20 protein-coding genes are annotated in these 26,607 nt (G+C 58.9%); 6 read left to right on the forward strand and 14 right to left on the reverse strand.

Translation table 11 applies throughout. From position 1 onward, the window contains the following. Nucleotides 1–74: 74 nt before the first annotated feature. A complete protein-coding gene (gene ttcA / locus PMI18_RS18330) occupies nucleotides 75–899 on the reverse strand; it encodes a tRNA 2-thiocytidine(32) synthetase TtcA (RefSeq protein ID WP_007899095.1) in 825 nt (274 codons plus the stop codon). A gap of 418 nt (nucleotides 900–1,317) precedes the next feature. On the opposite strand from ttcA, the gene PMI18_RS18325 reads away from it, so the two are divergent. Together PMI18_RS18325 and PMI18_RS18320 are read left to right on the forward strand one after the other, a co-directional pair. Then, nucleotides 1,318–1,920: a Yip1 family protein gene (locus tag PMI18_RS18325; protein WP_007899096.1), complete on the forward strand. Its 603-nt coding sequence runs from the start codon at nucleotides 1,318–1,320 to the stop codon at nucleotides 1,918–1,920. 158 nt (nucleotides 1,921–2,078) lie between these two features. After that, nucleotides 2,079–2,573, forward strand: a complete 495-nt coding sequence (locus PMI18_RS18320) for a SprT family zinc-dependent metalloprotease (RefSeq protein WP_007899097.1) — start codon at nucleotides 2,079–2,081, stop codon at nucleotides 2,571–2,573. Between the two features lie 120 nt (nucleotides 2,574–2,693). Here the strand turns inward: PMI18_RS18320 and PMI18_RS18315 are convergent, their stop codons facing one another. Together PMI18_RS18315 and PMI18_RS18310 are read right to left on the reverse strand one after the other, a co-directional pair. Beyond that, nucleotides 2,694–3,875, reverse strand: a complete 1,182-nt coding sequence (locus PMI18_RS18315; RefSeq protein WP_007899098.1) for a CaiB/BaiF CoA transferase family protein — start codon at nucleotides 3,873–3,875, stop codon at nucleotides 2,694–2,696. A 146-nt stretch (nucleotides 3,876–4,021) separates the two neighbouring features. Continuing rightward, on the reverse strand, nucleotides 4,022–5,356 hold the full coding sequence (locus tag PMI18_RS18310) for a dicarboxylate/amino acid:cation symporter (protein ID WP_007899099.1): 1,335 nt from the start codon (nucleotides 5,354–5,356) through the stop codon (nucleotides 4,022–4,024). Between the two features lie 339 nt (nucleotides 5,357–5,695). On the opposite strand from PMI18_RS18310, the gene PMI18_RS18305 reads away from it, so the two are divergent. After that, complete coding sequence (locus PMI18_RS18305) at nucleotides 5,696–6,709, forward strand: AraC family transcriptional regulator (protein WP_007899100.1); 1,014 nt, start codon at nucleotides 5,696–5,698, stop codon at nucleotides 6,707–6,709. A 126-nt stretch (nucleotides 6,710–6,835) separates the two neighbouring features. Here the strand turns inward: PMI18_RS18305 and PMI18_RS18300 are convergent, their stop codons facing one another. From PMI18_RS18300 to PMI18_RS18285, 4 genes are all read right to left on the reverse strand, one after another. Continuing rightward, entirely contained in the window at nucleotides 6,836–7,195 is a 360-nt protein-coding gene (locus tag PMI18_RS18300) for a DUF6124 family protein (protein WP_007899101.1), read from the reverse strand. A 595-nt stretch (nucleotides 7,196–7,790) separates the two neighbouring features. Further along, nucleotides 7,791–9,137 (reverse strand): ATP-binding protein, encoded by a 1,347-nt coding sequence (locus PMI18_RS18295; protein ID WP_033036268.1) that lies wholly within the window; start codon nucleotides 9,135–9,137, stop codon nucleotides 7,791–7,793. Then, nucleotides 9,134–9,811 carry a response regulator gene (locus PMI18_RS18290; protein ID WP_007899104.1) on the reverse strand — a complete coding sequence of 226 codons (678 nt, stop codon included), beginning with the start codon at nucleotides 9,809–9,811 and terminating at the stop codon, nucleotides 9,134–9,136. Before PMI18_RS18290 ends, PMI18_RS18295 begins: the two co-directional genes overlap by 4 nt. A 188-nt stretch (nucleotides 9,812–9,999) precedes the next feature. Further along, nucleotides 10,000–10,602 (reverse strand): hypothetical protein, encoded by a 603-nt coding sequence (locus PMI18_RS18285; protein ID WP_007899105.1) that lies wholly within the window; start codon nucleotides 10,600–10,602, stop codon nucleotides 10,000–10,002. Between the two features lie 147 nt (nucleotides 10,603–10,749). Between PMI18_RS18285 and PMI18_RS18280 the strand changes: the two genes are divergently transcribed. Next, nucleotides 10,750–11,541, forward strand: a complete 792-nt coding sequence (locus PMI18_RS18280) for a dienelactone hydrolase family protein (RefSeq protein WP_007899106.1) — start codon at nucleotides 10,750–10,752, stop codon at nucleotides 11,539–11,541. 204 nt (nucleotides 11,542–11,745) lie between these two features. Then, nucleotides 11,746–12,471 (forward strand): 4'-phosphopantetheinyl transferase family protein, encoded by a 726-nt coding sequence (locus PMI18_RS18275; RefSeq protein ID WP_202949738.1) that lies wholly within the window; start codon nucleotides 11,746–11,748, stop codon nucleotides 12,469–12,471. Between the two features lie 117 nt (nucleotides 12,472–12,588). Here the strand turns inward: PMI18_RS18275 and PMI18_RS18270 are convergent, their stop codons facing one another. Both PMI18_RS18270 and PMI18_RS18265 read right to left on the reverse strand, forming a co-directional pair. After that, on the reverse strand, nucleotides 12,589–14,199 hold the full coding sequence (locus tag PMI18_RS18270) for an ATP-binding protein (RefSeq protein ID WP_007899108.1): 1,611 nt from the start codon (nucleotides 14,197–14,199) through the stop codon (nucleotides 12,589–12,591). Next, nucleotides 14,196–14,918: a response regulator gene (locus tag PMI18_RS18265; RefSeq protein ID WP_007899109.1), complete on the reverse strand. Its 723-nt coding sequence runs from the start codon at nucleotides 14,916–14,918 to the stop codon at nucleotides 14,196–14,198. Before PMI18_RS18265 ends, PMI18_RS18270 begins: the two co-directional genes overlap by 4 nt. 735 nt (nucleotides 14,919–15,653) lie before the next feature. On the opposite strand from PMI18_RS18265, the gene PMI18_RS18260 reads away from it, so the two are divergent. Continuing rightward, nucleotides 15,654–18,548, forward strand: a complete 2,895-nt coding sequence (locus PMI18_RS18260; protein WP_007899110.1) for a ribonucleoside-diphosphate reductase subunit alpha — start codon at nucleotides 15,654–15,656, stop codon at nucleotides 18,546–18,548. A gap of 297 nt (nucleotides 18,549–18,845) precedes the next feature. Here the strand turns inward: PMI18_RS18260 and PMI18_RS18255 are convergent, their stop codons facing one another. The 5 genes from PMI18_RS18255 to flgD form a co-directional block, all read right to left on the reverse strand. Next, nucleotides 18,846–21,233 carry a beta strand repeat-containing protein gene (locus PMI18_RS18255; RefSeq protein WP_007899112.1) on the reverse strand — a complete coding sequence of 796 codons (2,388 nt, stop codon included), beginning with the start codon at nucleotides 21,231–21,233 and terminating at the stop codon, nucleotides 18,846–18,848. Between the two features lie 57 nt (nucleotides 21,234–21,290). Further along, a complete protein-coding gene (locus tag PMI18_RS18250; RefSeq protein WP_007899114.1) occupies nucleotides 21,291–22,601 on the reverse strand; it encodes an HlyD family type I secretion periplasmic adaptor subunit in 1,311 nt (436 codons plus the stop codon). Beyond that, nucleotides 22,601–24,340 (reverse strand): type I secretion system permease/ATPase, encoded by a 1,740-nt coding sequence (locus tag PMI18_RS18245; RefSeq protein WP_007899116.1) that lies wholly within the window; start codon nucleotides 24,338–24,340, stop codon nucleotides 22,601–22,603. Before PMI18_RS18245 ends, PMI18_RS18250 begins: the two co-directional genes overlap by 1 nt. A gap of 232 nt (nucleotides 24,341–24,572) precedes the next feature. Then, nucleotides 24,573–25,886 carry a flagellar hook protein FlgE gene (flgE, locus tag PMI18_RS18240; RefSeq protein ID WP_007899118.1) on the reverse strand — a complete coding sequence of 438 codons (1,314 nt, stop codon included), beginning with the start codon at nucleotides 25,884–25,886 and terminating at the stop codon, nucleotides 24,573–24,575. Between the two features lie 31 nt (nucleotides 25,887–25,917). Then, a complete protein-coding gene (flgD, locus tag PMI18_RS18235) occupies nucleotides 25,918–26,607 on the reverse strand; it encodes a flagellar hook assembly protein FlgD (RefSeq protein ID WP_007899120.1) in 690 nt (229 codons plus the stop codon).

Consider the following 26,607-nt stretch of genomic DNA (forward strand, 5'->3'; position numbering starts at 1 on the left):
AGATCTTGTGAGTGCTACGCACTCAAACGGGGGCAAGCCCCCTCACCACAGGCTGGCTCCCACAGTGATTGTGTTTAGAGGTTTACAACGTTGACGAACCGCGAAGCCGCGGTTTCATCGATGCGCAGGTTGGTGAAGTCAAACAGGTTACGGTCCGCCAGTTGCGAGGGGATCACGTTCTGCAAGCTGCGGAAAATGCTTTCGGTACGGCCCGGGGTCTTGCGTTCCCACTCCTGAAGCATCTCTTTAACCACCTGGCGTTGCAGGTTTTCCTGGGAGCCACAGAGGTTGCACGGGATGATCGGGAATTGCTTGAAGTCCGAGTAAGCCTGGATATCTTTTTCGTTGCAGTAGGCCAGCGGGCGGATCACCACGTTGCGACCGTCGTCGGCGCGCAGCTTCGGCGGCATGGCCTTGAGCGAACCGTTGAAGAACATGTTGAGGAAGAACGTCTCGACGATGTCGTCGCGATGGTGACCGAGGGCCATTTTGGTCGCGCCGATTTCATCGGCAAAGGTGTAAAGCGTGCCGCGACGCAGGCGTGAGCACAGCGAGCAGGTGGTCTTTCCCTCAGGAATAAGCTCCTTGACCACCGAATAGGTGTCTTTCTCGACGATGTGGTACTCGATGCCCAGTTCTTTAAGGTAAGCCGGCAGCACGTGCTCGGGAAAGCCTGGCTGCTTCTGGTCCATGTTCACGGCCACGATATCGAACTTGATCGGGGCGACCTTCTGCAAATGCATCAGCACGTCGAGCATGGTGTAGCTGTCTTTGCCACCGGACAGGCAGACCATGACCTTGTCGCCGTCTTCAATCATGTTGAAATCGGCGACAGCCTCACCGGCCTGGCGGCGAAGGCGCTTTTGCAGTTTGTTCTGGTTGACCGTAAGAGTGCCCATGACGCGAAATCCGTGAGGTGTGACGAAAGGCCGGCATTTTACGCAAAAACCCTTTCGGGGCGAAGCCTGCACTTGTATGACTTGAGCATACCCCTGTGGCGAGGGAGCTTGCTCCCGCTCGGCTGCGCAGCAGTCGCAAAACCTGCCGACACGGTTTGCCTGACACAACATCAGGGCCGCTTCGCGTCCCAGCGGGAGCAAGCTCCCTCGCCACAGGTTCATTCGGCACAGACCTGGCGGCGATTAACAAGATTGTTTACAGCGCGATTTGCTCTAAGCCCCTCGCACTATTTCCGGTAACTCCTTTCTATACTGCGGCATAAGGTCGCACACGTATTCAGACCTGTACTTACCTGGCCACTTTGGCCCGTAAGCGCTCCGCTGGGGGGCGATGGCAACAACAAGAGGAGTGACTGGCATGATCCATCACGTAGTGGGGCTCTTCACCCACCCTGACCAGGAATGGAAAGAAATCCGTGGCGACCAGGAGGAAAGCATCAGCCACATGTATCTCACGCACACCCTGATTCTGGCGGCGATCCCTGCCGTGTCGGCGTTTATCGGCACCACGCAGGTCGGCTGGGTCATTGGTAGTCGAGCGCCGGTAATGCTGACCACGGAAAGCGCGCTATGGATGACCATCATGTCGTACCTGGCGATGCTTGGCGGTGTCGCGGTGATGGGCGCGTTCATCCACTGGATGGCCCGCACCTATGACGCCAACCCGAGCCTGGCACGCTGTGTCGCGTTCGCCACGTACACCGCAACACCACTGTTCATCGGCGGTCTGGCGGCGCTTTACCCGCACATGTGGCTGGGAATGATCGTCGGCACCGCAGCCATCTGCTACACGGTGTACCTGCTGTATGTGGGGCTACCCACTTTCATGAACATTCCATCAGACGAGGGATTCCTGTTTTCAAGCTCGGTGCTCGCCGTTGGATTGGTGGTGCTGGTAGCGATCATGGCGTTCACGGTGATTGTCTGGGGACTTGGCGTGGGGCCGGTCTATACGAATTAGCGACACGCCCACCAAAAACAAGATCTGCCAACACAGGCCGCCGCAAGGCGGCCTTCTACTCTCTAAGAAAGAGCAGGAGGTACGACCATTCAGCGCCTCGGCGATTCGCAAGTCCCGAGGGTTGCGGCATACTCGACGTCTCTGGAGATCCATCAAGCATGCCCGAGCAACTCAATACCCGCGTCGAAGACTGTTTCCAACAAGCTGAATCCTTTTTCAAACGACCTTTCAAACGCCCCGTGGTGAGCCTCAAGCTGCGCGGGCAAAAAGCCGGTGTCGCGCATTTGCACGAGAACCTGCTGCGCTTCAATCCGCAGTTGTACCGTGAAAACACCGAAGACTTCCTCAAGCAGACCGTGGCGCATGAAGTCGCGCACCTGATCGCCCATCAACTGTTCGGCGACCGCATCCAGCCTCATGGCGAAGAGTGGCAACTGATCATGCGCGGTGTTTACGAACTGCCACCCAATCGCTGCCACACCTACGACGTCAAACGCCGCAGCGTGCCCCGCTACATCTACAAATGCCCGTGCCCCGACAGCGATTTCCCGTTTTCGGCGCAGCGACATGGTTTGGTGAGACAGGGGCGGCGGTATCTGTGTCGGCGGTGCAGGAGCACATTGGTGTTCAGTGGGGAGATGCGGGTCGAATAGTCAGATTTGTGGTGGTTGGGCCGGCCTCTTCGCGAGCAAGCCCGCTCCCACACTGGGCCTGCGTCGCGCCGAAGATCAAATGTGGGAGCGGGCTTGCTCGCGAAGGCGTCCTTACAGGCACTACACAACCACCTTGGCACGCCGCAATTCCTCGATCCGCTCAACACTGAACCCCAACTCCCCCAACACCTGATCGGTATGCTCACCCAGCCCCGCCCCGATATGCCGCGGCTCAGGCAGCCCTGCTGAAAACTTCAACGGGCAAGCCATCTGCGCCTGAGTCGTTCCATCGCCCCTCGGCACCTCCGTCACCAATTCCCGCGCTTTCAACTGCGGATGCCGCACCGCTTCGCCCAGGCTTAATACCGGCTCGACGCACGCATCGACCCCGGCGAACAGCTCACACAACTGGGCAAAGTCGTATTTTTCGAATTCAACTTTCAACGCCTCCTTGAGCGCCTGTTGCCGGGCCGGCTCGGGTGAGAGCCCCTGGGTCGCCAGTTCCGGCCGGCCCAGCGCCGCGCAGAGTTGCTGCATGAACGCCGGTTCCAGACTGCCCACCGACAACCAGCGTCCATCGCGTGAACGGTAATAGTCGTAAAAGCTGCCGCCATTGAGCATCTGCTCTTCCCTGTCCGGCTCCACGCCACAGGCCAGGTACCCGGCACCGGCCATGGCGTTCAGGCTGAAGGCGCAGTCGGTCATGCTCACATCCACATGCTGCCCCTGCCCTGTCTGCTGTCGCGCGATCACCGCCGCCAGCAGGCCGATCACCCCGTGCAGCGAGCCGCCCGCGACATCCGCCACCTGCATGCCCAACGGCAACGGGCCGCTGTCGGCGCGACCGGTGTAGCTCGCCAGCCCCGCCAGCGCCAGGTAGTTAATGTCGTGACCGGCGCGGTCCTTGTAAGGGCCGGTCTGGCCGTAGCCGGTGATCGACACATAAATCAGCCGCGGATTGATCGCCTTCAAGGCCTCATACCCCAGACCAAGTCGGTCCATCACACCGGGACGGAACTGTTCCAGCACGATGTCGTAGTCCAGCAGCAACCGCTTGATCACTTCCAGCGCCTCGGGCTGCTTGAGGTCCAGGGCCAGGCTGCGCTTGTTGCGATTGAGGTACGCGTGGCTGGCCGACACGCCTTGATCATGCGGCGGCAATACTCGCAGCAGGTCCATGCGGGTCGGCGATTCGATGCGCAGCACCTCGGCGCCCATGTCTGCCAGCAGCAACGAGGCGAACGGCCCCGGTAGCAGTGTCGAGAAATCCAGAACCTTGAGTGATGCCAGTGGACCGAGCATAAGTGTTCTCCAGTGCAATCCCCCAAGCCTAGGTAGCCGAGGACATTGCAGCAATCACCTTATGTGTCAGCGGCAGTGACCGTTGTGCTCAAATCGCAGCTATGAAAAAACCCGCCGAAGCGGGTTTTTCATTACAGTCAGAGCGTTTACTTGACGGTGCTCGGGGCCGGGCCTTCAGCCACGCCCAGATCGTCTACTTCACGCTCATCGGAGATACCGCGACCGCCGGAAGCCAGCTCGACTTGCAGCGTGTCTTCGTCCAGCTCTTTGACCCACTTGGCGACCACGATGGTAGCCACGGCGTTACCCACAAGGTTGGTCAGCGCACGGGCTTCGGACATGAAGCGGTCGATACCAAGGATCAGCGCCAGGCCGGCAACCGGCAGGTGGCCAACGGCGGACAGGGTAGCGGCCAACACGATGAAGCCACTGCCAGTCACGCCCGCAGCACCTTTGGAGGACAACAGCAGCACCAGCAGCAAGGTGATCTGGGCAGTGAGGTCCATCGGGGTGTCAGTCGCCTGAGCGATGAACACAGCCGCCATGGTCAGGTAGATCGACGTACCGTCGAGGTTGAACGAGTAGCCAGTCGGGATCACCAGACCTACAACCGATTTCTGCGCACCCAGGCGTTCCATCTTGATCAGCATGCGTGGCAGCGCGGATTCCGAAGAGGAAGTACCCAGTACGATCAGCAGCTCTTCACGGATGTAGCGAACCAGTTTCAGCACGCTGAAGCCGTGCGCGCGGCAGATCGCGCCCAGTACAACGACCACGAACAGGATGCAGGTGATGTAGAAGCAGATCATCAACTGACCGAGTTGTACCAGCGAACCGACACCGTAGGCACCGATGGTGAAGGCCATCGCACCGAAGGCACCGACTGGCGCCAGCTTCATGATCATGTTGATGATGTTGAACATCACGTGAGCGAAGCGATCGATGAAGTCCAGCACCGGTTTGCCGTAGGCACCCAGGCGATGCAGGGCGAAACCGAAGATCACCGAGAACATCAGCACTTGCAGGATGTCGCCGTTGGCGAAAGCGCCGACGATGGTGTTCGGGATCACGTTGAGGATAAAGCCGATGATGCTCTGGTCTTTACCGGCCGAGATGAAGCCAGCGATTTTGCTGGTGTCCAGGGTCGATACATCGATGTGCATGCCGACGCCCGGTTGCACAACGTTGACCACGACCAGGCCGATCAGCAAGGCGATGGTGGAAACGATTTCGAAATACAGCAGCGCATAGCCGCCGGTCTTGCCGACCGATTTCATGTTCTGCATGCCGGCGATACCACTGACGACGGTACAGAAGATGATCGGCGCGATGACCATTTTAATCAGTTTGATGAACCCGTCACCCAGCGGCTTGAGGGCTACACCAGTCTGCGGGTAGAAGTGACCGAGCAGGATGCCGATAGCGATGGCAACGATCACCTGGAAGTACAGGGATTTATACAGTGGCTGACGAGTCGTCATTGTAAGTTCCTCAAGAGTGCCTCAGTAACAACATCCATCTGTTGCCCCTGACACCTCAATTGCGAACCCTCCTGCACTGGAGGGATTTGTTTTGTCGAGCTGCACGCCGGCAGACCTCTGCGGCTTGTATCGCAAGCGCCGTGCCACCTTCGAAAAAAACCCCGCCAGCCTTGCGACATCAAGGGTTACATGTTTTTTTGGGTCACTCACCCGCTACAACGATGTGGCGGGTTTCCGCCCACCAGCCAAACCTCGTCCTGCAATTTGGCGGATATCCGCCTTGTTCATTCTCGACGGGCACCGCTACCATCCATTGCTCAGTGGACGGACCTGCCCTCTATGCGCGAACGCACCATCGCCAGCCATTTCGCCCGTGCCGCCCTCGGCGGCGCGTGTCGGCGTGGCTACGACTATTCAAGTCTTTTGCAGCAACTGGGGATCAGCCCCGAGTTGCTTGAGGAGCCGCGCGCCCGAATCGCGCCCGAGCAGTTCGCCCGATTGATCCAGGGGCTGTGGCTGGCCCTGGACGATGAATACCTGGGCTTCGGGCAGGCGCCGAGCAAACCCGGCAGCTTCGCGATGATGTGCCACGCGGTGATCCACTGCCGCACACTGGAGAAAGCGCTCAATCGCGGTTTATTGTTTTACAGCCTGTTCCCCGGCGCGCCGCATCTGACGCTGAGCCGCGAAGGCGACAGGGTTCGCCTGAGTCTGGACGATTCGCCGCTGTGGGATCCGGACCATTTCCTCAGCGAAAGCCTGTTGGTGATCTGGCATCGGTTCGGCAGCTGGCTGATCGGCCAGCGCATTCGTCTGGAGCAGGCCACGTTCAGCTACCCGAAGCCCGGACACGGGGCCGAATACGACTTGCTGTTTTCCTGCCCGCTGAGCTTTTCCACCGTAAAGAGCACGACGGCGCAAAGCAGTCTGTTATTTCACAGTCGCTACCTGAATATGCCGCTGCTGCAGGACGAACGAACCCTCAAGCTCTTTCTCGAGCGCTCCCCCGCCGACCTGCTATCGCGCCCCGACGAAGGCGACAGCCTGAGCAGCCAGTTGCGGCGCTTGCTCAGCCGCGACAATGCGCGCTGGCCGGACCTGGAAGCGGTGGCCGCGCACCTGCACATCAGCCCGCAAACCTTGCGTCGGCATTTGCGCGAAGAAGGCACGAGTTTTCAGGAATTGAAGGATCAGTTGCGGCGGGACATCGCGATTTATCACCTGGGGCGTGCGGATCTTTCGTTGCAACAGATTGCCGAGCAGTTGGGGTTTTCCGAGCCGTCGGCGTTTCACCGGGCGTTCAAGAAGTGGACCGGCCTTACGCCTGGGGCTTATCGAGCTCAGGAGCATTGAGTTCTAGTGATCGTTCCCACGCTCCGCGTGGGAATGCAGCCCGGGACGCTCCGCGTCCCATCTAAAGCCGAACGCGGAGCGTCCGTTGAGGCATTCCCACGCAGAGCGTGGGAACGATCATCCTCGCTAGCCTCGCGGGTCGAGGTTATCCAGCACCCGATTCACGGCCAACTCTCCGAGCATGACCACCGATTGAATCCCCAACATCATGTTGCGATGTGGCATGTCCATCAATCCGGCGAACTCACTGAGCATCATGCTCGCTGACGCCAAGGATTCGCAGGCGTTGACCAGCAGGGTTTCGTTATCGACCTCGGTGCCCACATGGTAAATGGTGCTGGGCTTGCGCTTGGTGTCTTTGGGAATGTCCGGTTTTAGGTAGTAATCGAGGGCGCGGTCGGCGGCTTCGTTGAGTTTTTTGGAGTTGGGGGATTCGTACGGGGAAACGTCGTCGGTTTCCGGTGGATTTGGCGTGATCTTGAACATGTGAAGCTCCGTGGTTGATTGAGCCGCCACGACCTATCGCTAAACAAGTAAAGGTGGCGGCTGTACGCAGGTTAGCGATCCGGGTCACAGAAACCCCGGGTAGACTCGAAGGTCTCCCACGCACAGCCACCATTACGCGAATTGCAGGCACTAAAACTGCAATCAAAACTTGGGCGCTTTTGCGTCTGTGTATGGGATCGGATCGCTAAACCCGATCGCTGATTCGTCAGCGACCGGCAAAGGATAGAGCCCGCGCCCCAGGCGCACTAGCCGGCGGATTCTGGCGTAGTCGTAGGCAGCGGCGCAAGAATGTGTAGCCTGAGTGAGTATCTGGAAGTGTCGTTTAAACAGTGCTTGTTTAGCGGTCTGACACCGAGCCTTGTGGTAGCTGTGCCGACCTCATCGCGAGCAGGCTCGCTCCCACATTAGATCTGCGGCGCTCACAAATACCGTATTTATGATCGTTCCCACGCTCCGCGTGGGAATGCAGCCCGGGACGCTCCGCGTCCCTTTCCAGAGCTGGAACGCGGAGCGTCCCTTGAGGCATTCCCACGCAGAGCGTGGGAACGATCAGTGACACCATCAATCCAAGGGATCACACCACCGGAAAATGAATCCGGAACGCCGCCCCGCCCATCGGAGAATCCCCCAGCGTCAGCTTGGCGCTGTAACTTTCGATGATGTCCTTGACCACCGCCAACCCAATCCCCTGCCCCGGATGCTGACGATCAAGCCGTTCGCCCCGCTGCAGAATCCGCGCACGCTGATCCGGTGGCACGCCGGGGCCGTCGTCTTCGACGCACAGCTCAATGCCACTGAGGGTTTCGCGCACGCTGATGCGCACTTCACTCAGGCATAGGCGATAGGCGTTTTCCAGCAGGTTGCCCATCATTTCCAGCAAGGCGCCCTGCTCGATCGGCACATAACACTGCTCCGGCAGATCGAAAGTGACCTGCACGCGTTTGTCGCGGTAGACCTTGTCCAGGGTGTCGCAGAGGCTTTGCAACACCGGGCGCAGGCGCACTTGGTGGCGTACCAGGCCGCTTTTGCGCAGGCTGGCGCGTTGCAGCTGATAGCCAATCTGCTGGCTCATGCGTTCGATCTGGGTTTGCAGCACCCAGGCCTGATCGCGCTCTTGCGGCTTTTGCGCCATGTCTTCGCTGACGCCTTGCAACACCGTCAGCGGGGTTTTCAGGCTGTGGGCCAGGTCGTCGAGGGAATCGCGATAACGGCTGCGCTGTTCACGTTCGCTGTGCAGCAAGCGGTTGAGCGAGCCGGTCAGGCGCAGCAGTTCCCGTGGATGTTCTTCACTCAGGCTTTCACGCGTGCCGCCCTCGATCTGGTCCAGCTCCTGGCTCAGCCGGCGCAACGCCTGCAAGCCCCAGGTCAGGCCGATCCACAGCAAGGCGAGCAACACCAGCAAGGCTGCGCCGAAACCCAGATAAAGGTTTTCCCGCAGGCCTTCGAGGGTGATTTCGTATTCGCGCACCGGTTGCAGGGCGACGATGCTGAACGCTGCGCTCTGGCCGCCTAGCAGTTTGACCTCGACGTCATAGACGAAGAACTCTTCACCATTGGCTTCGCTGATCCTCGCGAACTCGTTACCGCGCCCGTCGTAACGCGGTTTGTAGTTGATTTTCTCTTCCTGGGTGGCCTTCGAGCGCCAGACCAGATGACCTTCGCGGTCATAGATGTAGCCGAGCAAACGGCTGTCGGTGAGGTTGAAGCGCTCGTCGGGCAATTGCGCGGGCATCTGCAAGCGGTTGTTATCCACTCGGGCAGCGGAGATCAGCGTGGTGACGTCAGACGCCAGGCGCTGCTCGATGGAATCCTGCAACGCCAGGCTGAACGCGCCCTGCATCGCAGGCAACAACGCCAGCATGAACAACACCGCCAGGACCGTGGCGGCGAGCATCAATCGGACACGAAGGGAACGAATCAAGTGCAGCGCTCGTTAAACAGGTAGCCAAGGCCACGCACGGTATCGATCGGCTTGAAGCCGGCCGGGCCTTCGAGTTTGCGGCGCAAGCGGCCGACCAGCACTTCGATCACATTCGGATCACGCTCGCCGTCATCCGGATAGAGCTGCTCCATCAAGCGGTCCTTGGCCACCACTTGCTGGTGATGCCGCATCAGGTACTCAAGGATCCGGTATTCGTAGGCGGTCAGCGCCAGCGGTTGTTCATCGAGGGAGGCCTGTTTGCGATTGAGGTCCAGCAGCAAAGGGCCAGCGACGATGGTCGACTGGGTGAAACCGCTGGAGCGGCGCAGCAAGGCATTGAGCCGGGCGTCCAGCTCTTCGAACTGGAAGGGCTTGACCACGTAATCATCAGCGCCGGCGGCGAGGCCTTCGACCTTGTCCTGCCAGTTGCCCCGCGCGGTGAGGATCAGGATCGGAAACGTCTTGCCCCGGGAGCGCAATTGACGAATCAGATCGAGCCCGCCCATGCCTGGCAGACCGAGGTCGATCACCGCCAAGTCATGGTTGAACTGCTCGGCCTGGTACAACGCCTCCTCGGCGTTGGCCACGGACTCGACCACGTGGCCGCTATCCGTCAGGCGGGTTTGCAGGTGATGGCGCAACAGCGCTTCATCTTCGACGACCAGCAATTTCATAACGCTCTCCTGGGCAAATCAACATCTCCAAAGACAAACTTCAACGGCTGACAGGGCGTCCTGTGGGAGCGAGCCTGCTCGCGATAGCGACGGGTCAGCCAATATTGATGCTGAATGTACCGCCGTCATCGCGAGCAGGCTCGCTCCCACAGGTTGCGCGGCTTAACCGACTGGCCGCGAAACGCTTTTTAGAAAGCGTAGTTGGCGGACAGGTAGGTCTGGGCGCTGCTGGTCAAGTCCAGCGACCCCTGTTTGCTGCCGCCGCGCTCGCTCATCTCGGTGCTGGCGTTGCTGCGCAGGTAACGGTAACCCAGCTCGACCGAGGTGTTTTGCGAAACTTGCTGCAATACACCGACCTGGCCGCCAATGGCGTAACCGATGTCGCTGTCGCGGCTGAAGCCTGGCGACTCCTGAGTCAGTTTGGTCAAACCGGCGGTGGCACCGCCGAACAATTTGGTGCTGCCACCCACCGGGTAGAACAGATCGTAACTGCCCAGCAGGTTTTCCTGACGCAGTTTAATGCCATTGTGCGAGCCCGACACGTTGTCATAAGTGGCGTAGTAGCGGGCCTTGCTGTCTTGTTGGCCCAGACGCACGCCCCAGGTGTTGTCCTTGCCGATCACACCGTCGGCGTTCGGGTGGTTGAGGTTGTCGTTCAGGGCGCTGGATTTTTTAACCTTGTCGCTGGTCTGGCCAAAGGTCAGGCCCGCGAAATTGGTGGTATCGGCGTGGGCCGCGACACTGGCGCCCATCACGGTGAAAGCCAGAAGCAGTTTTTTAAAAGTAGTCATTGGGGAGTTTCCTCATGCGCTATGTGCTTTTTGGGTACGGGGCAAGGTTACTGACCCCTCCCTGTACTGCCCCTGAACGCACTCTGAACCTGAGCTGAATCAAATCGACTACGCTGTTCTGACGACTCTTGATAAGGAGGTTTGATCATGCGTGTGTTCCTCGCCCTCGTATTACTGGCTCTGAGCGGGGTCAGCCAGGCCGCCATCCAGACCCAGGAAATTCCCTACCAGAGTGCCGACGGCACCAAGCTGATCGGCTATTACGCCTATGACGACGCCATCAAAGGCCCGCGCCCGGGCGTGGTGGTGGTGCATGAGTGGTGGGGCCTCAACGACTACGCCAAGCGCCGCGCCCGTGATCTGGCCGGTCTGGGCTACAGCGCGCTGGCGATCGACATGTTTGGCGACGGCAAGAACACCGAACACGCCAAGGACGCCATGGCCTTCATGCAAGCAGCATTGAAGGACAGCGCAGCGGCCAGTGCGCGGTTTCAGGCCGGGCTCGACTTGCTGAAGAAACAGCCACAAACCGACCCGGCCAAACTGGCGGCCATCGGTTATTGCTTCGGCGGCAAGGTGGTGCTGGACGCGGCGCGTCAAGGCGTACCGCTGGCGGGGGTGGTAAGTTTCCACGGTGCGCTGGTAACCAATACGCCAGCGACGCCTGGCAGCGTGAAGGCGAAAGTCCTGGTGGAACATGGTGCTCTGGACAGCATGGTCACGGCGCAAAACGTGGCGGCGTTCAAGACTGAAATGGACAAGGCCAAAGCCGACTACAAGTTCGTCACCCTCGAAGGCGCCAAGCACGGGTTCAGCAATCCCGAGGCGGATCGTCTGAGCCATGGCGACCACGGCGGGCCGGACATTGGTTACAGCAAGACCGCGGATGAGAAGTCCTGGGCGGACATGCAGGCGTTTTTCAAGAAGATATTTAGCTGACACACCGACAGCATTGCTCCCTGTGGCGAGGGAGCTTGCTCCCGTTGGGCTGCGAAGCGGCCCCAAACCCGGTAATCACGTTTTTTCAGACACACCGCGTTCACCGGTTTACGACTGCTTCGCAGCCGAGCGGGAGCAAGCTCCCTCGCCACAAAAGCGTTCAGCTACTACCCAGCCTCAAGGCAACCCGGCAAAATGCCCGTCATGAATTCCGTCCCCGCCCTACCCGCCTGCTGCACCCCACTCGACGCCTATTGGCCGCTGCCGTTTGCGCTGCCCGATACGGTCCTGCTGGGTACCCACTTCGATAGCAGGCAACTGGCCAGTGATGATTTCCAGCGCAGCGCCATCGATCCGCCCGCGAGCATCCAGCGTTCGGTGGCCAAGCGCCAGGCTGAGTTTCTCGCCGGGCGCGTCTGCGCTCGGGCGGCGTTGCAGCAACTGGAAGGGCTGAGTTTCATCCCGGCCATCGGCGAAGACCGCGCACCGGTGTGGCCAACGCATATCACCGGCTCGATCACCCACAGCACCGGCCGGGCAGCTGCGATTGTCGCGAACAAGGCGCACTGGCGCGGTCTGGGGATGGACCTGGAAAACCTGCTCGATGCGGAGCGCGCCGAACGCCTGGCCGGGGAAATCCTCACGGGGCCTGAGTTGCAGCGCATGAGTGCCGGGGCTCGCGATCAATTGGCAATGCTGGTGACGTTGACGTTTTCGGTGAAGGAAAGCCTGTTCAAGGCGCTCTACCCGATCGTGCAGAAGCGCTTCTATTTCGAACACGCCGAAGTGCTGGAGTGGAGCGCGGGGGGGGAAGTGCGGTTGCGGTTGCTGACGGACCTGTCTGGTGAATGGCGTCACGGCACTGAGCTGGATGCGCAGTTTGCGGTGATGGATGGGCAGCTGTTGAGTCTGGTCAGCATCAAGGCCTGAGGATTTGTAGCGCCTGACAGGGCCTCTTCGCGGGCAAGCCTCGCTCCTACAGGAGTTGTGTGAATCCTGTAGGAGCGAGGCTTGCCCGCGAAGGCGATTGTCCAGACAACAAAAATCTCAACGCCGCTCCTGATTCCTCGGCCAGCTCAAACTGAAACAGGCCCCGCCCAGGCTTTTGCTCCTGCCGATCAATGCTCGTCCGTCATGCCAATGAATGATTCGCCGCACGATCGACAACCCTAACCCATGCCCGCCCGAGGCACGGGTGCGGCTGTCATCGAGGCGCAGGAACGGGGTGAAAATTTTCTCCCAGGCTGTTTCCGGCACGCCCGGCCCGTCATCCTCGACATCCACCCGACAGCGCTGCTGCCCCACCTGATAGCTGACGGTCACTCGTGAATGGGCGTGGCGCATGGCGTTACTCACCAGGTTCTGCAACGCTCGGTGCAGGTAGCGAGGCTCGGCCTCGACCCAGGCGTCGTCGCAATCGGCGGCCGACAGGCACAAACCGCGCTGCACCGTGACCTCGGCGCGCAACGGCGCCAGTTCTTCGATCACCTGATTGACCAACGCATCCAGATCGATCCGCTGAAAATTCAGCGCTGGCGAACCTTGCTCCAGCCGCGCATAGGTGAGCATCTCGTCGACCAGCCGATCGAGGTCCTCGATGTCGTGATCCATGCCTTCGCGGTATTTTTCCAACGCTTGCGGTGTGGTGGCCGAGCCGATCATCTCCAGGCCAAAACGCAACCGCGCGACCGGCGTGCGCAGTTCATGGGACACGGCACGCACCAGTTCTCGCTGAATCGCCAACAATTGCTGCAAGTGCTCGGCCATGCCGTTGAACGCTGAGGCCAGGCGCCCCACCGAGTCCGCGCCGCGTGCCGGCACGCGGGTTTCCAGGCTGCCCTTGGCGATGCGCGTGGCGGCGGCTTCCAGCCCGCGCAAACGGCGCTCTAGCTGACGCACCAACAGATAGACGATCAAACCGATCAGGCTCAGGCCAAGGGCCGCAATCAGCACCAGCCACTCGGGCGGGTAAGGATTCATTTGATACAGCGGGCCGATTTCCAGCACCCATGGCGTACCGACCATGCCGGCAAACACCCGGATCGAATCGCCGCCCTTGCCCAGCGCCATTACCGTGTCGCCTTCGGACACGCGGCGGCTCTGGTCTTCGTCCATGTCAGCCTGATCGATCGTGACTAGCTGCAGATCAAAACCGAACCCCTTCTCTTCCTTTAACTGCGCCAGACGTTTGGGTTGCTCGGCCACCGGGTAGCGCACCAGCTCATCAGCCAACAGGTAAATGGTCGCCCGCGCCAGTTGTTCGCTGATCTGCTGGACTTCCCCGGTGAGCACCAGTTGTTCCTTGTCGCTGACCAAACGGTAAACCTTCGCCGCATGCGGGCCGGTCTGCTCCACCAGTGCCTGACCACGCAGCACACGGGTGCGCTGGGTCAGGTCGAGGTCGGTCTGGGGGAATGTCTTCAGCGCCAGCGGAATCCCGAGCAAGCGCTCCCACACCAGCAAGGCCCGATGGCGCTCGGTTTCGTTCATCGGTTGCAGGTTGTCGGCCATCAGCGAGAACGTGCCGTGGGCCAGGCGCTCGCGGTATTGCTCGCTGCGCACCTGATTGAGCAAGTGCAAGGCCAGCACGCCGAGTACGGCCACCAGAATCAGCGCCGCGCACATGCCGCCATAAATGCGCAGGAAGATCGAGTTCACAGCGACATGTCTGCGCAGGCTTCAGGAACGAACAGATAGCCTTTGCTGCGGATGGTTTTGATCAGCCGCGGATGCTCAGGGTCATCGCCGATCTTCGGGCGGATGCGTGAAATGCGCACGTCGATGGAACGGTCCTGGCCGTCATAACCGATACCGCGCAGCGCGGTGAATATTTCCTCGCGAGACAGAATGCGCCCGGCGTTGGCCACCAGCAGCCAGAGCAAATCGAACTCGGCACTGGTCAACTCGATGCCTTTGTCATGCAGCCAGGCCTCGCGCAACGCGTTGTCCACCACCAACGGGCCGAACTGCAGACGCCGTTGTTTTTCCGGAGCGGGTTCAGGGGGTTCACTGCGCCGCAACAAGGCCTGGATGCGCGCCAGCAGCAGGCGTGGGCGAACCGGTTTGCAGACGTAGTCATCAGCGCCGAGGTCGAGGCCGAGGATTTGATCGGTGTCATCGGTGCGTGCGGTGAGCATCAGGATCGGGCCGTCATACTTGTCGCGAACCTTGCGGCAAATGCTCAGGCCATCTTCGCCCGGGAGCATCAGGTCGAGGATCACCAGGTCCGGTTTCTCCTTGATGATGCGTGCTGCCGCAAGGGCGCCGTTGCCCTCGATCGACACGCGCAGGCCATTGGCTTCGAGGTAGTCGCGAGTCAGTTCGGCCAGACGCTGGTCGTCCTCGACAATCAATACCTGCCAGACTTCTTGCTCCACGGTGACCTCTGCTTGCCAACATCACTTTAAAAGGAAGGATCCTCCCGTCTTTTTGTAATGATTGGGGAGGATAAGAATGCATCTGCATTGGCCGATTGTATAAACGGCGCACGTCTGGAACACAAGCGGGTAAATGCGTTCGGACACAGCGGTTTTTTGTGATAGGGTTCGCGCCCTTAAAAATCCGAATGACTGTTTTCAATCGTTGAAAATCAGTGAAAAACAGTCCGCTCCAGCTAGGTCGCGGCCTACACGCTCGTTCCACCTTTCACACACAATTTACGCACAGGTTTATCCACAGGTAGTACGTTGCAACACCCTCAAAAACGCATTATCTTGTACCTCGGCGCCAAAAAAACCCTACATGTAGGGTTTTAGCTTAAAAGCCCAACCACATTTCAGACCAGAAACTCAAGCGCTTTATTGCCTGTTTATGGTTGAACCAAGCACGATTTTACAAGCCCAAACCGCATGTGCGGATGGCACCGTTTTTTCAGGCCAGAACAGCCAGAACGGTACGGGTGTTGCAGTCAAAACTGGCACCCCTGAAAGGAATCCGGCTTCGAGCCCTGGCTCGAGGCCAAAGACTTCGGCAAGGAAGCGGCATCATTAGCCTTTTCCTACTGTCCCGAAGTTGTTATGCCCGACGCCACGTCGGTTGTAGTGCTTCAGGACAGAACGGTGGGCACCGTGATGGTGCCCAAACAAACATAGAGAATGTGGAGACAACCCCCCATGCAAACCGACACAACTCGCGAGAACCCGCAGGGCACCTTGCCGCAGGCCGCCGATTCGAATTCGGATCTGTCCGCCACCGCGCCTGGCCAGCTGCGCGTGATCAAGCGTAACGGGACTGTCGTTCCTTACACCGATGACAAAATCACCGTCGCCATCACCAAAGCGTTTCTTGCAGTTGAAGGCGGCACCGCTGCCGCTTCGTCGCGCATCCACGACACCGTTGCCCGCCTGACCGAACAGGTCACCGCGACCTTCAAGCGTCGCATGCCATCGGGCGGCACCATCCACATCGAAGAAATCCAGGACCAGGTCGAACTGGCCCTGATGCGTGCCGGCGAGCAGAAAGTGGCGCGCGACTACGTGATCTACCGTGACGCCCGCTCCAAGGAACGCGCTGTACGCACCCCTGCCGAGGAAGCGGTTCAGGCTCACCCGTCGATCCGCATCACCCGCGCCGATGGCAGCCTTGCACCTCTGGACATGGGCCGTCTGAACACCATCGTCACCGAAGCGTGCGAAGGCCTGGAAGAAGTCGACGGCGACCTGATCCAGCGCGAAACCCTGAAGAACTTGTACGACGGCGTGGCCCTGACCGACGTCAACACCGCCCTGGTGATGACTGCCCGTACGCTGGTCGAGCGTGAGCCGAACTACTCGTTCGTGACCGCCCGCCTGCTGATGGACACCCTGCGTGCCGAAGGCCTGAACTTCCTGGGCGTCGCCGAGAGCGCGACCCACCACGAAATGGTCGACCTGTACGCCAAGGCGCTGCCGGCGTACATCGCCAAAGGTATCGAATTCGAGTTGCTGAACCCGGTCCTGGCGTCCTTCGACCTGGAAAAACTCGGCAAGGCGATCAACCACGAGCGCGATCAGCAGTTCACGTACCTGGGCCTGCAAACCCTGTACGACCGTTACTTCATCCACAAGGACGGTATCCGCTTCGAACTGCCGCAGATTTTCTTCATGCGCGTGGCCATGGGCCTGGCAATCGAAGAGAAGAACAAAGAAGACCGTGCAATCGAGTTCTACAACCTGTTGTCGTCCTTCGACTACATGTCGTCGACCCCGACCCTGTTCAACGCCGGTACTTTGCGTCCACAGCTGTCGAGCTGCTACCTGACCACCGTGCCGGATGACCTGTCGGGCATCTACCACGCGATCCACGACAACGCCATGTTGTCGAAATTCGCTGGCGGCCTGGGTAACGACTGGACGCCGGTTCGTGCACTGGGTTCGTACATCAAGGGCACCAACGGCAAATCCCAGGGCGTTGTACCGTTCCTGAAAGTAGTGAACGACACCGCCGTCGCCGTTAACCAGGGTGGCAAGCGCAAAGGCGCTGTCTGTGCCTACCTGGAAACCTGGCACATGGACATCGAAGAGTTCATCGAACTGCGCAAGAACACCGGTGATGACCGTCGTCGTACCCACGACATGAACACCGCCAACTGGATCCCTGACCTGTTCATGAAGCGCGTCTTCGATGACGGCCCGTGGACCCTGTTCTCGCCATCCGAAGTTCCGGACCTGCACGACCTGACCGGCAAGGCCTTCGAAGAGCGTTACGAGTACTACGAAGCCCTGTCCCAGTACCCAGGCAAGATCAAGCTGTTCAAGACCATCCAGGCCAAAGACCTGTGGCGCAAAATGCTGTCCATGCTGTTTGAAACCGGCCACCCATGGCTGACCTTCAAAGACCCGTGCAACCTGCGCAGCCCGCAGCAGCACGTGGGCGTGGTTCACAGCTCGAACCTGTGCACCGAGATCACCTTGAACACCAACAAGGACGAGATCGCCGTTTGCAACCTGGGCTCGATCAACCTGCCGAACCACATCACCAATGGCAAGTTGGACACCGCCAAGCTGGAACGCACCGTGAACACCGCCGTTCGCATGCTCGATAACGTTATCGACATCAACTACTACTCGGTGCCACAAGCGAAGAACTCCAACTTCAAGCACCGTCCGGTCGGTCTGGGCATCATGGGCTTCCAGGACGCTTTGTACCTGCAGCACATCCCTTACGGTTCCGACGCTGCCGTCGAGTTCGCCGACAAGTCGATGGAAGCGGTCAGCTACTACGCGATCCAGGCTTCCTGCGACCTGGCCGACGAGCGCGGTGCCTACGAGACGTTCCAGGGTTCGCTGTGGTCCAAAGGCATCCTGCCGCTGGATTCGCAACAGATCCTGATCGAGCAACGTGGCCAGAAGTACATCGACGTTGACCTGAACGAATCCCTGGACTGGGCACCGGTTCGCGCCCGTGTGCAGAAAGGCATTCGTAACTCCAACATCATGGCCATCGCACCGACCGCGACCATCGCCAACATCACTGGCGTGTCGCAGTCGATCGAACCGACTTACCAGAACCTCTACGTGAAATCGAACCTGTCGGGCGAATTCACCGTGATCAACCCGTACCTGGTTCGCGACCTCAAGGCTCGCGGTCTGTGGGACTCGGTCATGATCAACGACCTGAAGTACTACGACGGTTCGGTGCAGCAAATCGAGCGCATCCCGCAAGAACTCAAAGAGCTCTACGCCACTGCGTTCGAAGTGGACACCAAGTGGATCGTTGACGCGGCCAGCCGTCGTCAGAAGTGGATCGACCAGGCTCAATCGCTGAACCTGTACATCGCCGGCGCTTCGGGCAAGAAGCTGGACGTGACCTACCGCATGGCTTGGTACCGTGGTCTGAAAACCACCTACTACCTCCGCGCCCTGGCCGCGACCAGCACCGAGAAGTCGACCATCAACACCGGCAAGCTGAACGCTGTTTCCAGCGGCGGCAACCACGGTGACGACTCGGTCCTGGCAGCTCCTGCCGGCCCTGCTCCAGTGCCGAAGGCGTGCGCCATCGACGAGCCGGATTGCGAAGCTTGCCAATAAGCTGAGCCGGTGAGCGCTGAAAGGCGCTTACCTCGATACCCCCCGATGAGCCTCTGGCTTGTCGGGGGTTTTCTTTTGCCCCAAGAAAAGACAGATCAAAAGATCGCAGCCTTCGGCAGCTCCTACAGGTGTACGCAAGACCTGGGTAGGAGCTGCCGAAGGCTGCGATCTTTTGATCTACCTAGCCTGGAGAAAAACCACAGCAAAAAAAAACGGCAAAACCTGAAGCGCAGGTTTTGCCGTTTGTGCTTTACAACCGCAGCCTCCACCGGACGTCCGGTGGAGGCTGTCACCGGGTTAAACCGGAACGGTGAAAGAGTCTCCGTTGTTGGTCATGAACGTCTCGATGGTGTTGGACCCGGCATACCAGTCCTTCAGGAATACCCCGGAATCCAAGTTGCCACTTGCAAGGTCGGCGGCATTGAAGATGTAGGCACCCAAGTCGTTTTTGACCACCCGAACATCGCTGAGGCTCTGGATGTTTTTCAGGGTAACGGTGTCGATGCCGGTTGTGCCTTCATCGAAGATGCCGACCATGGTTTTGGAGTAGACAACATATGAATCACCTCCTTCACCACCGAATCCGTCACCTGAAGCACTCAAGTAAAGAGTGTCCGCCCCGACGCCACCGAGAAGTTCATAGCCGTGGCCAATCCCCGTCAGCGAGTCATTCCCATCACCTCCATCAGCCACTCCTGAGTACACCGTCAGCCGATCATTGCCCATCTCACCATAAAGCGTAGTTCCGGCGTCATGGTTGCTGCTGACCATGTAATCGTTACCGCTACCACCATACAACGTATCAGCTTGTTCGGCAGTCGATGGGGTCAAGAAGAGAGCACTAACGTCACTACTCGTATCGCCGTATATGAAATCATCGCCGTCGCCCCCGTAGATAAGATCGTTACCGCCCCCCCCTTCAAGCGTGTTGGACAAAGCATTGCCGGTAAGCGTGTCATTGAGGCCTGAGCCAATCAGGTTGTCGATGTTGTTCAGTACATCGCCTTGCGCGTCACCACCAGATGCGGTGCCCGCCTGAAGGTTTATCTGGACTGCATCGGTGCTGGTCAAATACCACGCCCCATCGCCTCTACCAGTACCATTCAAAATATCAGCACCGCCTCCCCCGATGAAATTTTCCTTCGCCCCCGTGCTTCCAGTGAAGGTATCCGCCTGGCTCGTGCCCTGAAAGACCTCGAAGGATGTATAAGCGTCGCCAGCAGCAACGCCGGTCAACACAGGTACACTTAGATCAAGAGTGATGCCCGAGCTCTCATTGGCAAAGCTGATCATGTCAAAACCATCCCCACCATCGAACCGGTCAGCGCCATTGCTTCCGATGAATACATCACCGTAGCTGGAGCCTTTAAGCACCTCGATACTGTTGTAGGTATCACCAGTCGCAATACCAGTGTTGACCCCGGTATTGGTGTTGATCGTCACACCGGTCAGGCTGTCCGCATAACTAACCGTGTCAGTACCATCACCGCCGATGAACTGATCCGCACCTGCACCACCCAACAGAACATCGTTACCGATGCCGCCAGTGATGACGTTGTCGCCGGCATTGCCATAACCCGTAAAGTTCCCGGTACCCGTATACGTCAGGCGCTCGATGTTGCCCGCCAGAGAGAGCGATGACATCGTGGTACGTACTTCGTCATCACCGCCGCCGATTTGTTCGATGATTGAGACACCATTGCCACTAATGACGTAGACATCGTTACCAGCGCCCCCTTCAAGCACGCTGCTACTGGTGTTACTGGCCAGCGTGTCATTGAACGCGGTACCAATGACCTTATCGATGCTGCTGAGCTTGTCGCCCTGGGCGTCACCACCGGCACCCACGGCACCGGCGACCAGGCTAACGCTCACCGCCGCACTGGACGTTGAGTAATCGACTGTATCGTTGCCGGCGAGCCCGTCAAACGTGTCCGCGGCGCTGCCACTGATGAAGGTGTCATCACCCAGCCCACCCTGAATAATTTCGATACCGTTGTAGGTATCGCCAGCCGCAATCCCGGTATTGATCCCGGTCTTGGTGTTGATCGTTACCGCAATGTAGTTGCTGTCGGAATAGCTGACGGTGTCGATCCCGGCACCGCCGATGAACTGGTCAGCACCCGCGCCCCCCATCAACGTGTCAGTGCCGGCACCGCCAGTGATGACGTTGTCACCGGTATTGCCATAACCCGTAAAGCTACCGGTGCCGGTATACGTCAGGTTCTCGATGTTAGCTGCCAAAGACATCGACGTCAGAGTGGTACGAATTTCATCGTTACCTCCGCCCGCCTGCTCAATAGTCGATACGCTGTAACCATTAACGATGTAGACATCATTGCCAACACCACCCTCCAGCACTGCGCCGCTGGCATTAGCGCTCAGTGTGTCGCCGAAAGAGGAACCAACCACACGCTCGATCAAGCTCAAACTATCGCCTTGAGCATCGCCTCCCAAGCCAGTTCCCGTAACCAGACTCACCGTCACTGCGGCGGCTGAGTTCAGATAAGAGGCGGTATCGACACCATTACCACCATTCAAGACATCCGCACCCGCCCCACCATCCAGCAGGTCATTGCCATCTCCACCGCTCAGCGAATCATTCCCCACGACCCCATAAAGCTCATCCGCTCCCGAAGTACCTACCAGAGTATCCGTACCCACTGTTCCATTAATCACTGCCATTTTTTCTTCCTTGCCGTTTTGATGAATCGGTAGCTAACGCAATAACTCAGCAGCGTCTCATCCTTCCCGGAATGCCCGCTGAGCATGATCACTGATCGGTTTGAGCAGATAAGAAATGACGCTTCGGGATCCAGTCTTGATCATCGACTCCACGGGCATACCCGGCACCAATGCCAGCCCTTGCAGCTTTGCCATTTCGGTCTTGGGAATTCTTATGCCTGCACGATAGAAGCCAACACCCGTGCGTTCGTCCTGAATCAAATCCGCCGACAGGCGAGCCACGGTGCCGCTCAATTCGGGAGTGGTGCTGCGATTGAAAGCACTCAGGCGCAACGTGGCGTCCTGACCGAGAGACACCTGATCGATGTCCTGGGCACTAATCTTCGCCTCCACCAACAACTCATCATCGGCCGGCACGATCTGCATCAAGCCTTCAGCCGGGGAAATCACCCCCCCCACCGTATGCACCGACAGTTGCTGCACGCGCCCGGCTATCGGTGAAGTGATGTCGATGCGCTTGAGCTGATCACTGGTGGTAATTTCACGCTCGATCAACTCGCCCTGGCGTGCGAGCAAGTCGCGTAGCTCCTCCGAGACTTCGCTGCGAAAGGTCTGATCGATCTGAAGCCGCTGCAACTCGGTTTCGGCGATTTTTCCCCGGGCTTCGGCGATAGAGGCCATCAGTTGTCCGCGCTCACCGCGCAATCGAGCGATGCCACGGGCCAAGGCGTTAACCCGATCCAGGGTCATCAGGCCTTTGTCGAAGAGTTTTTTGACCGCCTGATATTCCTTGTCGATCAGTTCGATTTCTTCGGTCTTGGTTTTCTGCTGAATATCGTGGCCGACGATGGTCTCCTTCAGTTGCTGCATCCGCTCGTGCAGTTGCTTCTTCTGCCCTTCGCGGGACGCACGCCGGTCCAGGAACAACTGCTGTTCGCTGACCATGACAACTCGCGCCTGCTCGGCACTCATGCGTGCGAGCAACTCGTTCGGCACCACCACTTCACCGGCATTGTCGCGTTCAGCCTCTAGCCGTGCCTGCCGTGCCCACGCTTGATTCAATGACTTGCTCACAATCGACTGACTGGCCGCTGACAACGTCGCATCGAGGCGCAGCAAGACATCCCCCGCCGAAACCTGCTGGCCTTCCTTGACCAGTAACTCAGCCACTACGCCGCCGGTGGGGTGCTGAATTTTTTTGACGCTGCCTTCTACCGCGAGAGTGCCGGTGGCAATCACTGCACCGGACAAGTTGGTGCAGATCGCCCAGGTCAGACCGCCACCGAGCAACACCACCAGCGAAATCACACCCAGGCGCAAGTGACGGGACAACGAATGGGTCAGGGTACTATCTTGATCGTTATGCATCAGTTGGACACTCCCATTTCCACGACATTGGTTGCTGGCCGGGAGGCCGGTGGAGCGGGTTTTCTCAGCACGGATTCTTTAGGCCCAAAGGCAGCCTGAATCCCGTTTTCCAGAATCAGCACCTGATCGATCACCGATAGGATGTTGGTGCGATGGGCGATGACCACAACGATGCCGCCGCGCGCCTTGACTGCCAGGATCGCCTTGGCCAGCGCATGCTCGCCTTCGGCATCGAGGTTGGAATTGGGTTCGTCCAGTACCACCAGGAACGGGTCGCCGAACAATGCTCGGGCCAGGGCAACGCGTTGACGCTGACCGGCAGACAGATTGACACCCCCCTCACCAACTTGGGTTTCGTAGCCTTGGGGCAATTGCAGAATCAGCTCGTGAACACCCGCCAGTTGCGCGGCGGCAACAATCGCACCGTCTGCAGCCGAAGGGTCAAGTCGTGCGATGTTCTGAGCCACTGTGCCGGTGAATAACCCCACGCTCTGTGGCAGGTAGCCGATCAGCTTTCCGCGAGCCTTATCCGTCAACAGATCAAGCGGCGCAGCGTCAAGCCGCACATGTCCACGGGCCGGCCGCCAGGCGTTGACCAGAACGCGGGCTAATGAGGATTTGCCCGACGCGCTCGGTCCAACCACGCCGACAGCGGTGCCTGCTGCTACGGTGAAATTTACGTTTTGAAGTGTCAGGCGCTGACTGCCGGGAGGTGCAGCGAAAATCCCTTCCACCTGCAAACTACGGTGAGCCGCTGGCAACTCGGTCTTGTTTTGCTGATCAGGAAACAGGCTGAAGACTTCCAGCAGTTTCTGCCAGGCGATATGCGCGCCTAGCAAGCTGCGCCAGGTGGCGATGACTTGCTCAGCAGGCGCCAGCGTACGGGCCACGATGATTGAAGCGGCAACCATCGTGCCGCCACTCAGGTCACCTTCGATCACCAGATAGGCACCAAGGGCTAGCGATCCAGATTGCACAGCCAGTCGCAAGTTTTTCGAAATACCGCCAAAAAAGCTGCCGATATCCACGGAGCGCCGCTGCAGGGTGGTGTAAGTACCGTGGTAGTTTTGCCAAATGGCCGAGGCATTTTCAACCATACCCATGGCCGCGAGCGCTTCGGCGTTCTGGTGGGCCTGTTGGCCGTGGTGATTGCGCTTGTTCAATGCTTCGGCCGTGGCCTGCATCAACTTTCTGGTTTGTCGGTCAGTCATGATCGTCAATGCGATCAGGATGATCATCAGTGCAGTGGTCAACCAGCCGAACGACGGGTGGATATAGAAGCAGACCGCCAAATAGACCGGCATCCACGGCAAATCGAAGAATGCCACCAGCCCAGGCCCGCCGATAAAACCACGGATCTGATCCAGCTCCTGTGCTGGTTTCAGGGCATCTCCGGTAATCGGCGTTTTCAATGAGGCGCCGGAAATGACGCTGAAGACCCGAGAAGACAACGCCAGATCGAGGGAGGAAGCAATTCTGACCATGACCCGGGAACGCACGATGTCCAGCAGGCCGGACAATGCGTAAACACCAAGCACCAGCAGACCCAGGGCGACCAGCGTCGGAATGCTTTGACTGGGAATGACCCGGTCATAGACTTCCAACATGAACACCGGGCCGATCAGCGCCAGAATATTGATCACACCGGAAAACAATGCAGCGCCGATCAGTCCCTGACGCAATACCGATTTCAGTTGCAGCGCCACGACAGGCGCACTGACGGCTTTATGACTTTTCACTGGCCTTCCATCCCTAGGGTTTTGCATGGCTTCCATGTCGCCGAACAAATGTTCTGGCTGTATGACTCAGGTCGAATGAAAACTTGACGCGCATCGACCTGCGTACGCCGAGAGTGCAAGTTCCACACCAGACAGGCCCGACGAACGGTAGAAATTCACTCAGCCACTTTTCCATCGGGAACAAAAAAACCGATGCCTTGCGGCATCGGTTTTTTAGAACTGGCGAATTACATCAGGTCATCTGAATGATGGTCTGCATGATGGTGCTCTGGGTGGAGATGGTCTTGGCGTTTGCCTGGTAGTTGCTCTGGGCCTTGATCAGCTCGACCAATTCATTGGTCAGGTTGACGTTGGACTCTTCCAGGGAGTTGGACACGACCGAACCCAGAGTGCCAGTCGTTGGCGCATCGACACCCGCCACGCCTGAGGCGAAGGTTTCTTTCCAGCGGGTACCACCGATCGGCTGCAAGCCTTGCTCGTTGGCGAAGCTGGCGACTGCAACCTGGCCGATGGCCTTGGTTTGCTGGTTGCTGAAGTTGGCGGTCATGACGCCGGTGGCGTCGATGGTCAGGCTGGAGATCTGGCCAGTGGCGTAGCCGTCCTGGTATTGGGCGGTACGAGCGGTTGGCGAGTTGTAAGAGGTGGTCAGCGCCATGTTGAAAGCGATACCGCCTGCAGCCGCCGTGGAACCATTCGGCCCCCAAGTCGGCGGAATCGTCGCGGCGTTGGTCACTGCCCCCGGGACCCAGCCTGACATGGTCAAGGTGTTACCAGTCTTGGTCCAGCCAGAAACTGCGGTAAGCGTAGCGATACTACCGTCAGAGTTGAAGGTGATTTCAGCCACGGCTGGCGTCAGGGTGGTACTGGCCGGGTTCGATGGGGTGCGACCATCCATGTAAGTGTGGATACGCCAGGCGTTAGTACCCGTTTTCACGTAGTACTGATCCATGGTGTGCTCGTTGCCCTGACTGTCATAGACCTTGGTAGAGATGGTCTTGTTATAGCTATTGGTGTCAGTCGGGCTGAACGTGGCCACAGTCGGCGTAACCTCGGACGAGTTCAGGTTCATCGTCTGATCGACTTTGGTGGTCGGATTCGGCTTGAGGGCCGTGGTATCGATCTTCAAGTCAGTCAACACACCGTTGACGATCTTGCCGTTGGCATCGACGCCGTAACCCTGCAAACGGTTGCCGTTGTTATCCACGACATAGTTTTCAGCGTCGGTCTTGAACGCACCGGCACGGGTGTAGCTCAGGGAACCGTTGTCACTGAGGATGAAGAAGCCGGTGCCCTGGATGCCCATGTCCAGCACGTTGCCGGTGTTGTTCACGTCGCCCTGGCTGAACTGTTGGGAAACGTTGGCCAGGCGCACGCCGTTACCAATGGTCTTGCTGCCGGTACCCAGGCGAGTGGCCGAGTACACGTCTTCGAATTCTGCACGGGACGATTTGAAACCGGTGGTGGCAACGTTGGCGATGTTGTTGCCGGTCACGTCCAGTTGTTTGTTGGCTGCATAGAGACCGCTAAGGCCGATACTGAAAGACATATTCCACTCCTTTGTGCCGTGTTAGTCGGCTCTATATACCAATGGTTTGTACTTTGGACAGGGCAACGCTGCCCATGCCTGCCAGGTTCAGCATCAACTCACCGCCGGTCTGGCTGATGGTCACGCTGTTAACGGTCGCTGGCAGATAAGTAATCAGCGATGTCGCCTTGCTGTCGATGGTGGCCGTCGCGCCGAAGGTGTAAGTACCCGCCGGTGCTACCGCGCCCGCATCGTCCTTGCCGTCCCAGATGAAACTGGTGTTGCCGGCACTTTGACTGCCCAACTCGAGAGTACGGATGGTCTTGCCTTCCGAGTTGTTGATCTTGACGGTGGCGGCGGCAACCGAAGTTGGCACCACGACGGTCCCGTTGAGGCTCTTGGAGGTGTCGACCACGGCTTTGTCGGTCTGCGCGATGACCGAACGGCCCACCAGCGAAGAAGCCTGCAAGGCTTGCGAGGAGCTGTAGCTGCTGGCAAGGCCGCTGACTGTATCGTTCAGCGTGGTGATACCTTCCAGGCTACTGAACTGCGCCAGCTGGGCCACGAACTCGCTGTTGTCCTGAGGATCGAGCGGGTTCTGGTTTTTCAGCTGAGTTACCAGCAGTTGCAGGAACGCGTCCTTGCCCAGCGCCTGGCCGCCGGTAGAGGCCGAGGTCAGGCTGTCTTTAGTGGTAGTGGTCTGGACCGAAGAGTTGGCCAGAACATCGCTGATAACGCTCAT

Source organism: Pseudomonas sp. GM102 (assembly GCF_000282555.1).
Lineage (GTDB): Bacteria > Pseudomonadota > Gammaproteobacteria > Pseudomonadales > Pseudomonadaceae > Aquipseudomonas.

Excerpts from the sequence above, each read along its gene's own strand:
- PMI18_RS18300 (WP_007899101.1), bottom strand. The coding sequence starts at position 7,195 with ATGTTCAAGATCACGCCAAATCCACCGGAAACCGACGACGTTTCCCCG.
- PMI18_RS18250 (WP_007899114.1), bottom strand. The coding sequence starts at position 22,601 with ATGCATAACGATCAAGATAGTACCCTGACCCATTCGTTGTCCCGTCAC.
- PMI18_RS18285 (WP_007899105.1), bottom strand. The coding sequence starts at position 10,602 with ATGACTACTTTTAAAAAACTGCTTCTGGCTTTCACCGTGATGGGCGCC.
- PMI18_RS18275 (WP_202949738.1), top strand. The coding sequence starts at position 11,746 with ATGAATTCCGTCCCCGCCCTACCCGCCTGCTGCACCCCACTCGACGCC.
- flgE (WP_007899118.1), bottom strand. The coding sequence starts at position 25,886 with ATGTCTTTCAGTATCGGCCTTAGCGGTCTCTATGCAGCCAACAAACAA.
- PMI18_RS18325 (WP_007899096.1), top strand. The coding sequence starts at position 1,318 with ATGATCCATCACGTAGTGGGGCTCTTCACCCACCCTGACCAGGAATGG.
- ttcA (WP_007899095.1), bottom strand. The coding sequence starts at position 899 with ATGGGCACTCTTACGGTCAACCAGAACAAACTGCAAAAGCGCCTTCGC.
- PMI18_RS18290 (WP_007899104.1), bottom strand. The coding sequence starts at position 9,811 with ATGAAATTGCTGGTCGTCGAAGATGAAGCGCTGTTGCGCCATCACCTG.
- flgD (WP_007899120.1), bottom strand. The coding sequence starts at position 26,607 with ATGAGCGTTATCAGCGATGTTCTGGCCAACTCTTCGGTCCAGACCACT.
- PMI18_RS18280 (WP_007899106.1), top strand. The coding sequence starts at position 10,750 with ATGCGTGTGTTCCTCGCCCTCGTATTACTGGCTCTGAGCGGGGTCAGC.
- PMI18_RS18255 (WP_007899112.1), bottom strand. The coding sequence starts at position 21,233 with ATGGCAGTGATTAATGGAACAGTGGGTACGGATACTCTGGTAGGTACT.
- PMI18_RS18260 (WP_007899110.1), top strand. The coding sequence starts at position 15,654 with ATGCAAACCGACACAACTCGCGAGAACCCGCAGGGCACCTTGCCGCAG.
- PMI18_RS18315 (WP_007899098.1), bottom strand. The coding sequence starts at position 3,875 with ATGCTCGGTCCACTGGCATCACTCAAGGTTCTGGATTTCTCGACACTG.
- PMI18_RS18320 (WP_007899097.1), top strand. The coding sequence starts at position 2,079 with ATGCCCGAGCAACTCAATACCCGCGTCGAAGACTGTTTCCAACAAGCT.
- PMI18_RS18310 (WP_007899099.1), bottom strand. The coding sequence starts at position 5,356 with ATGACGACTCGTCAGCCACTGTATAAATCCCTGTACTTCCAGGTGATC.
- PMI18_RS18305 (WP_007899100.1), top strand. The coding sequence starts at position 5,696 with ATGCGCGAACGCACCATCGCCAGCCATTTCGCCCGTGCCGCCCTCGGC.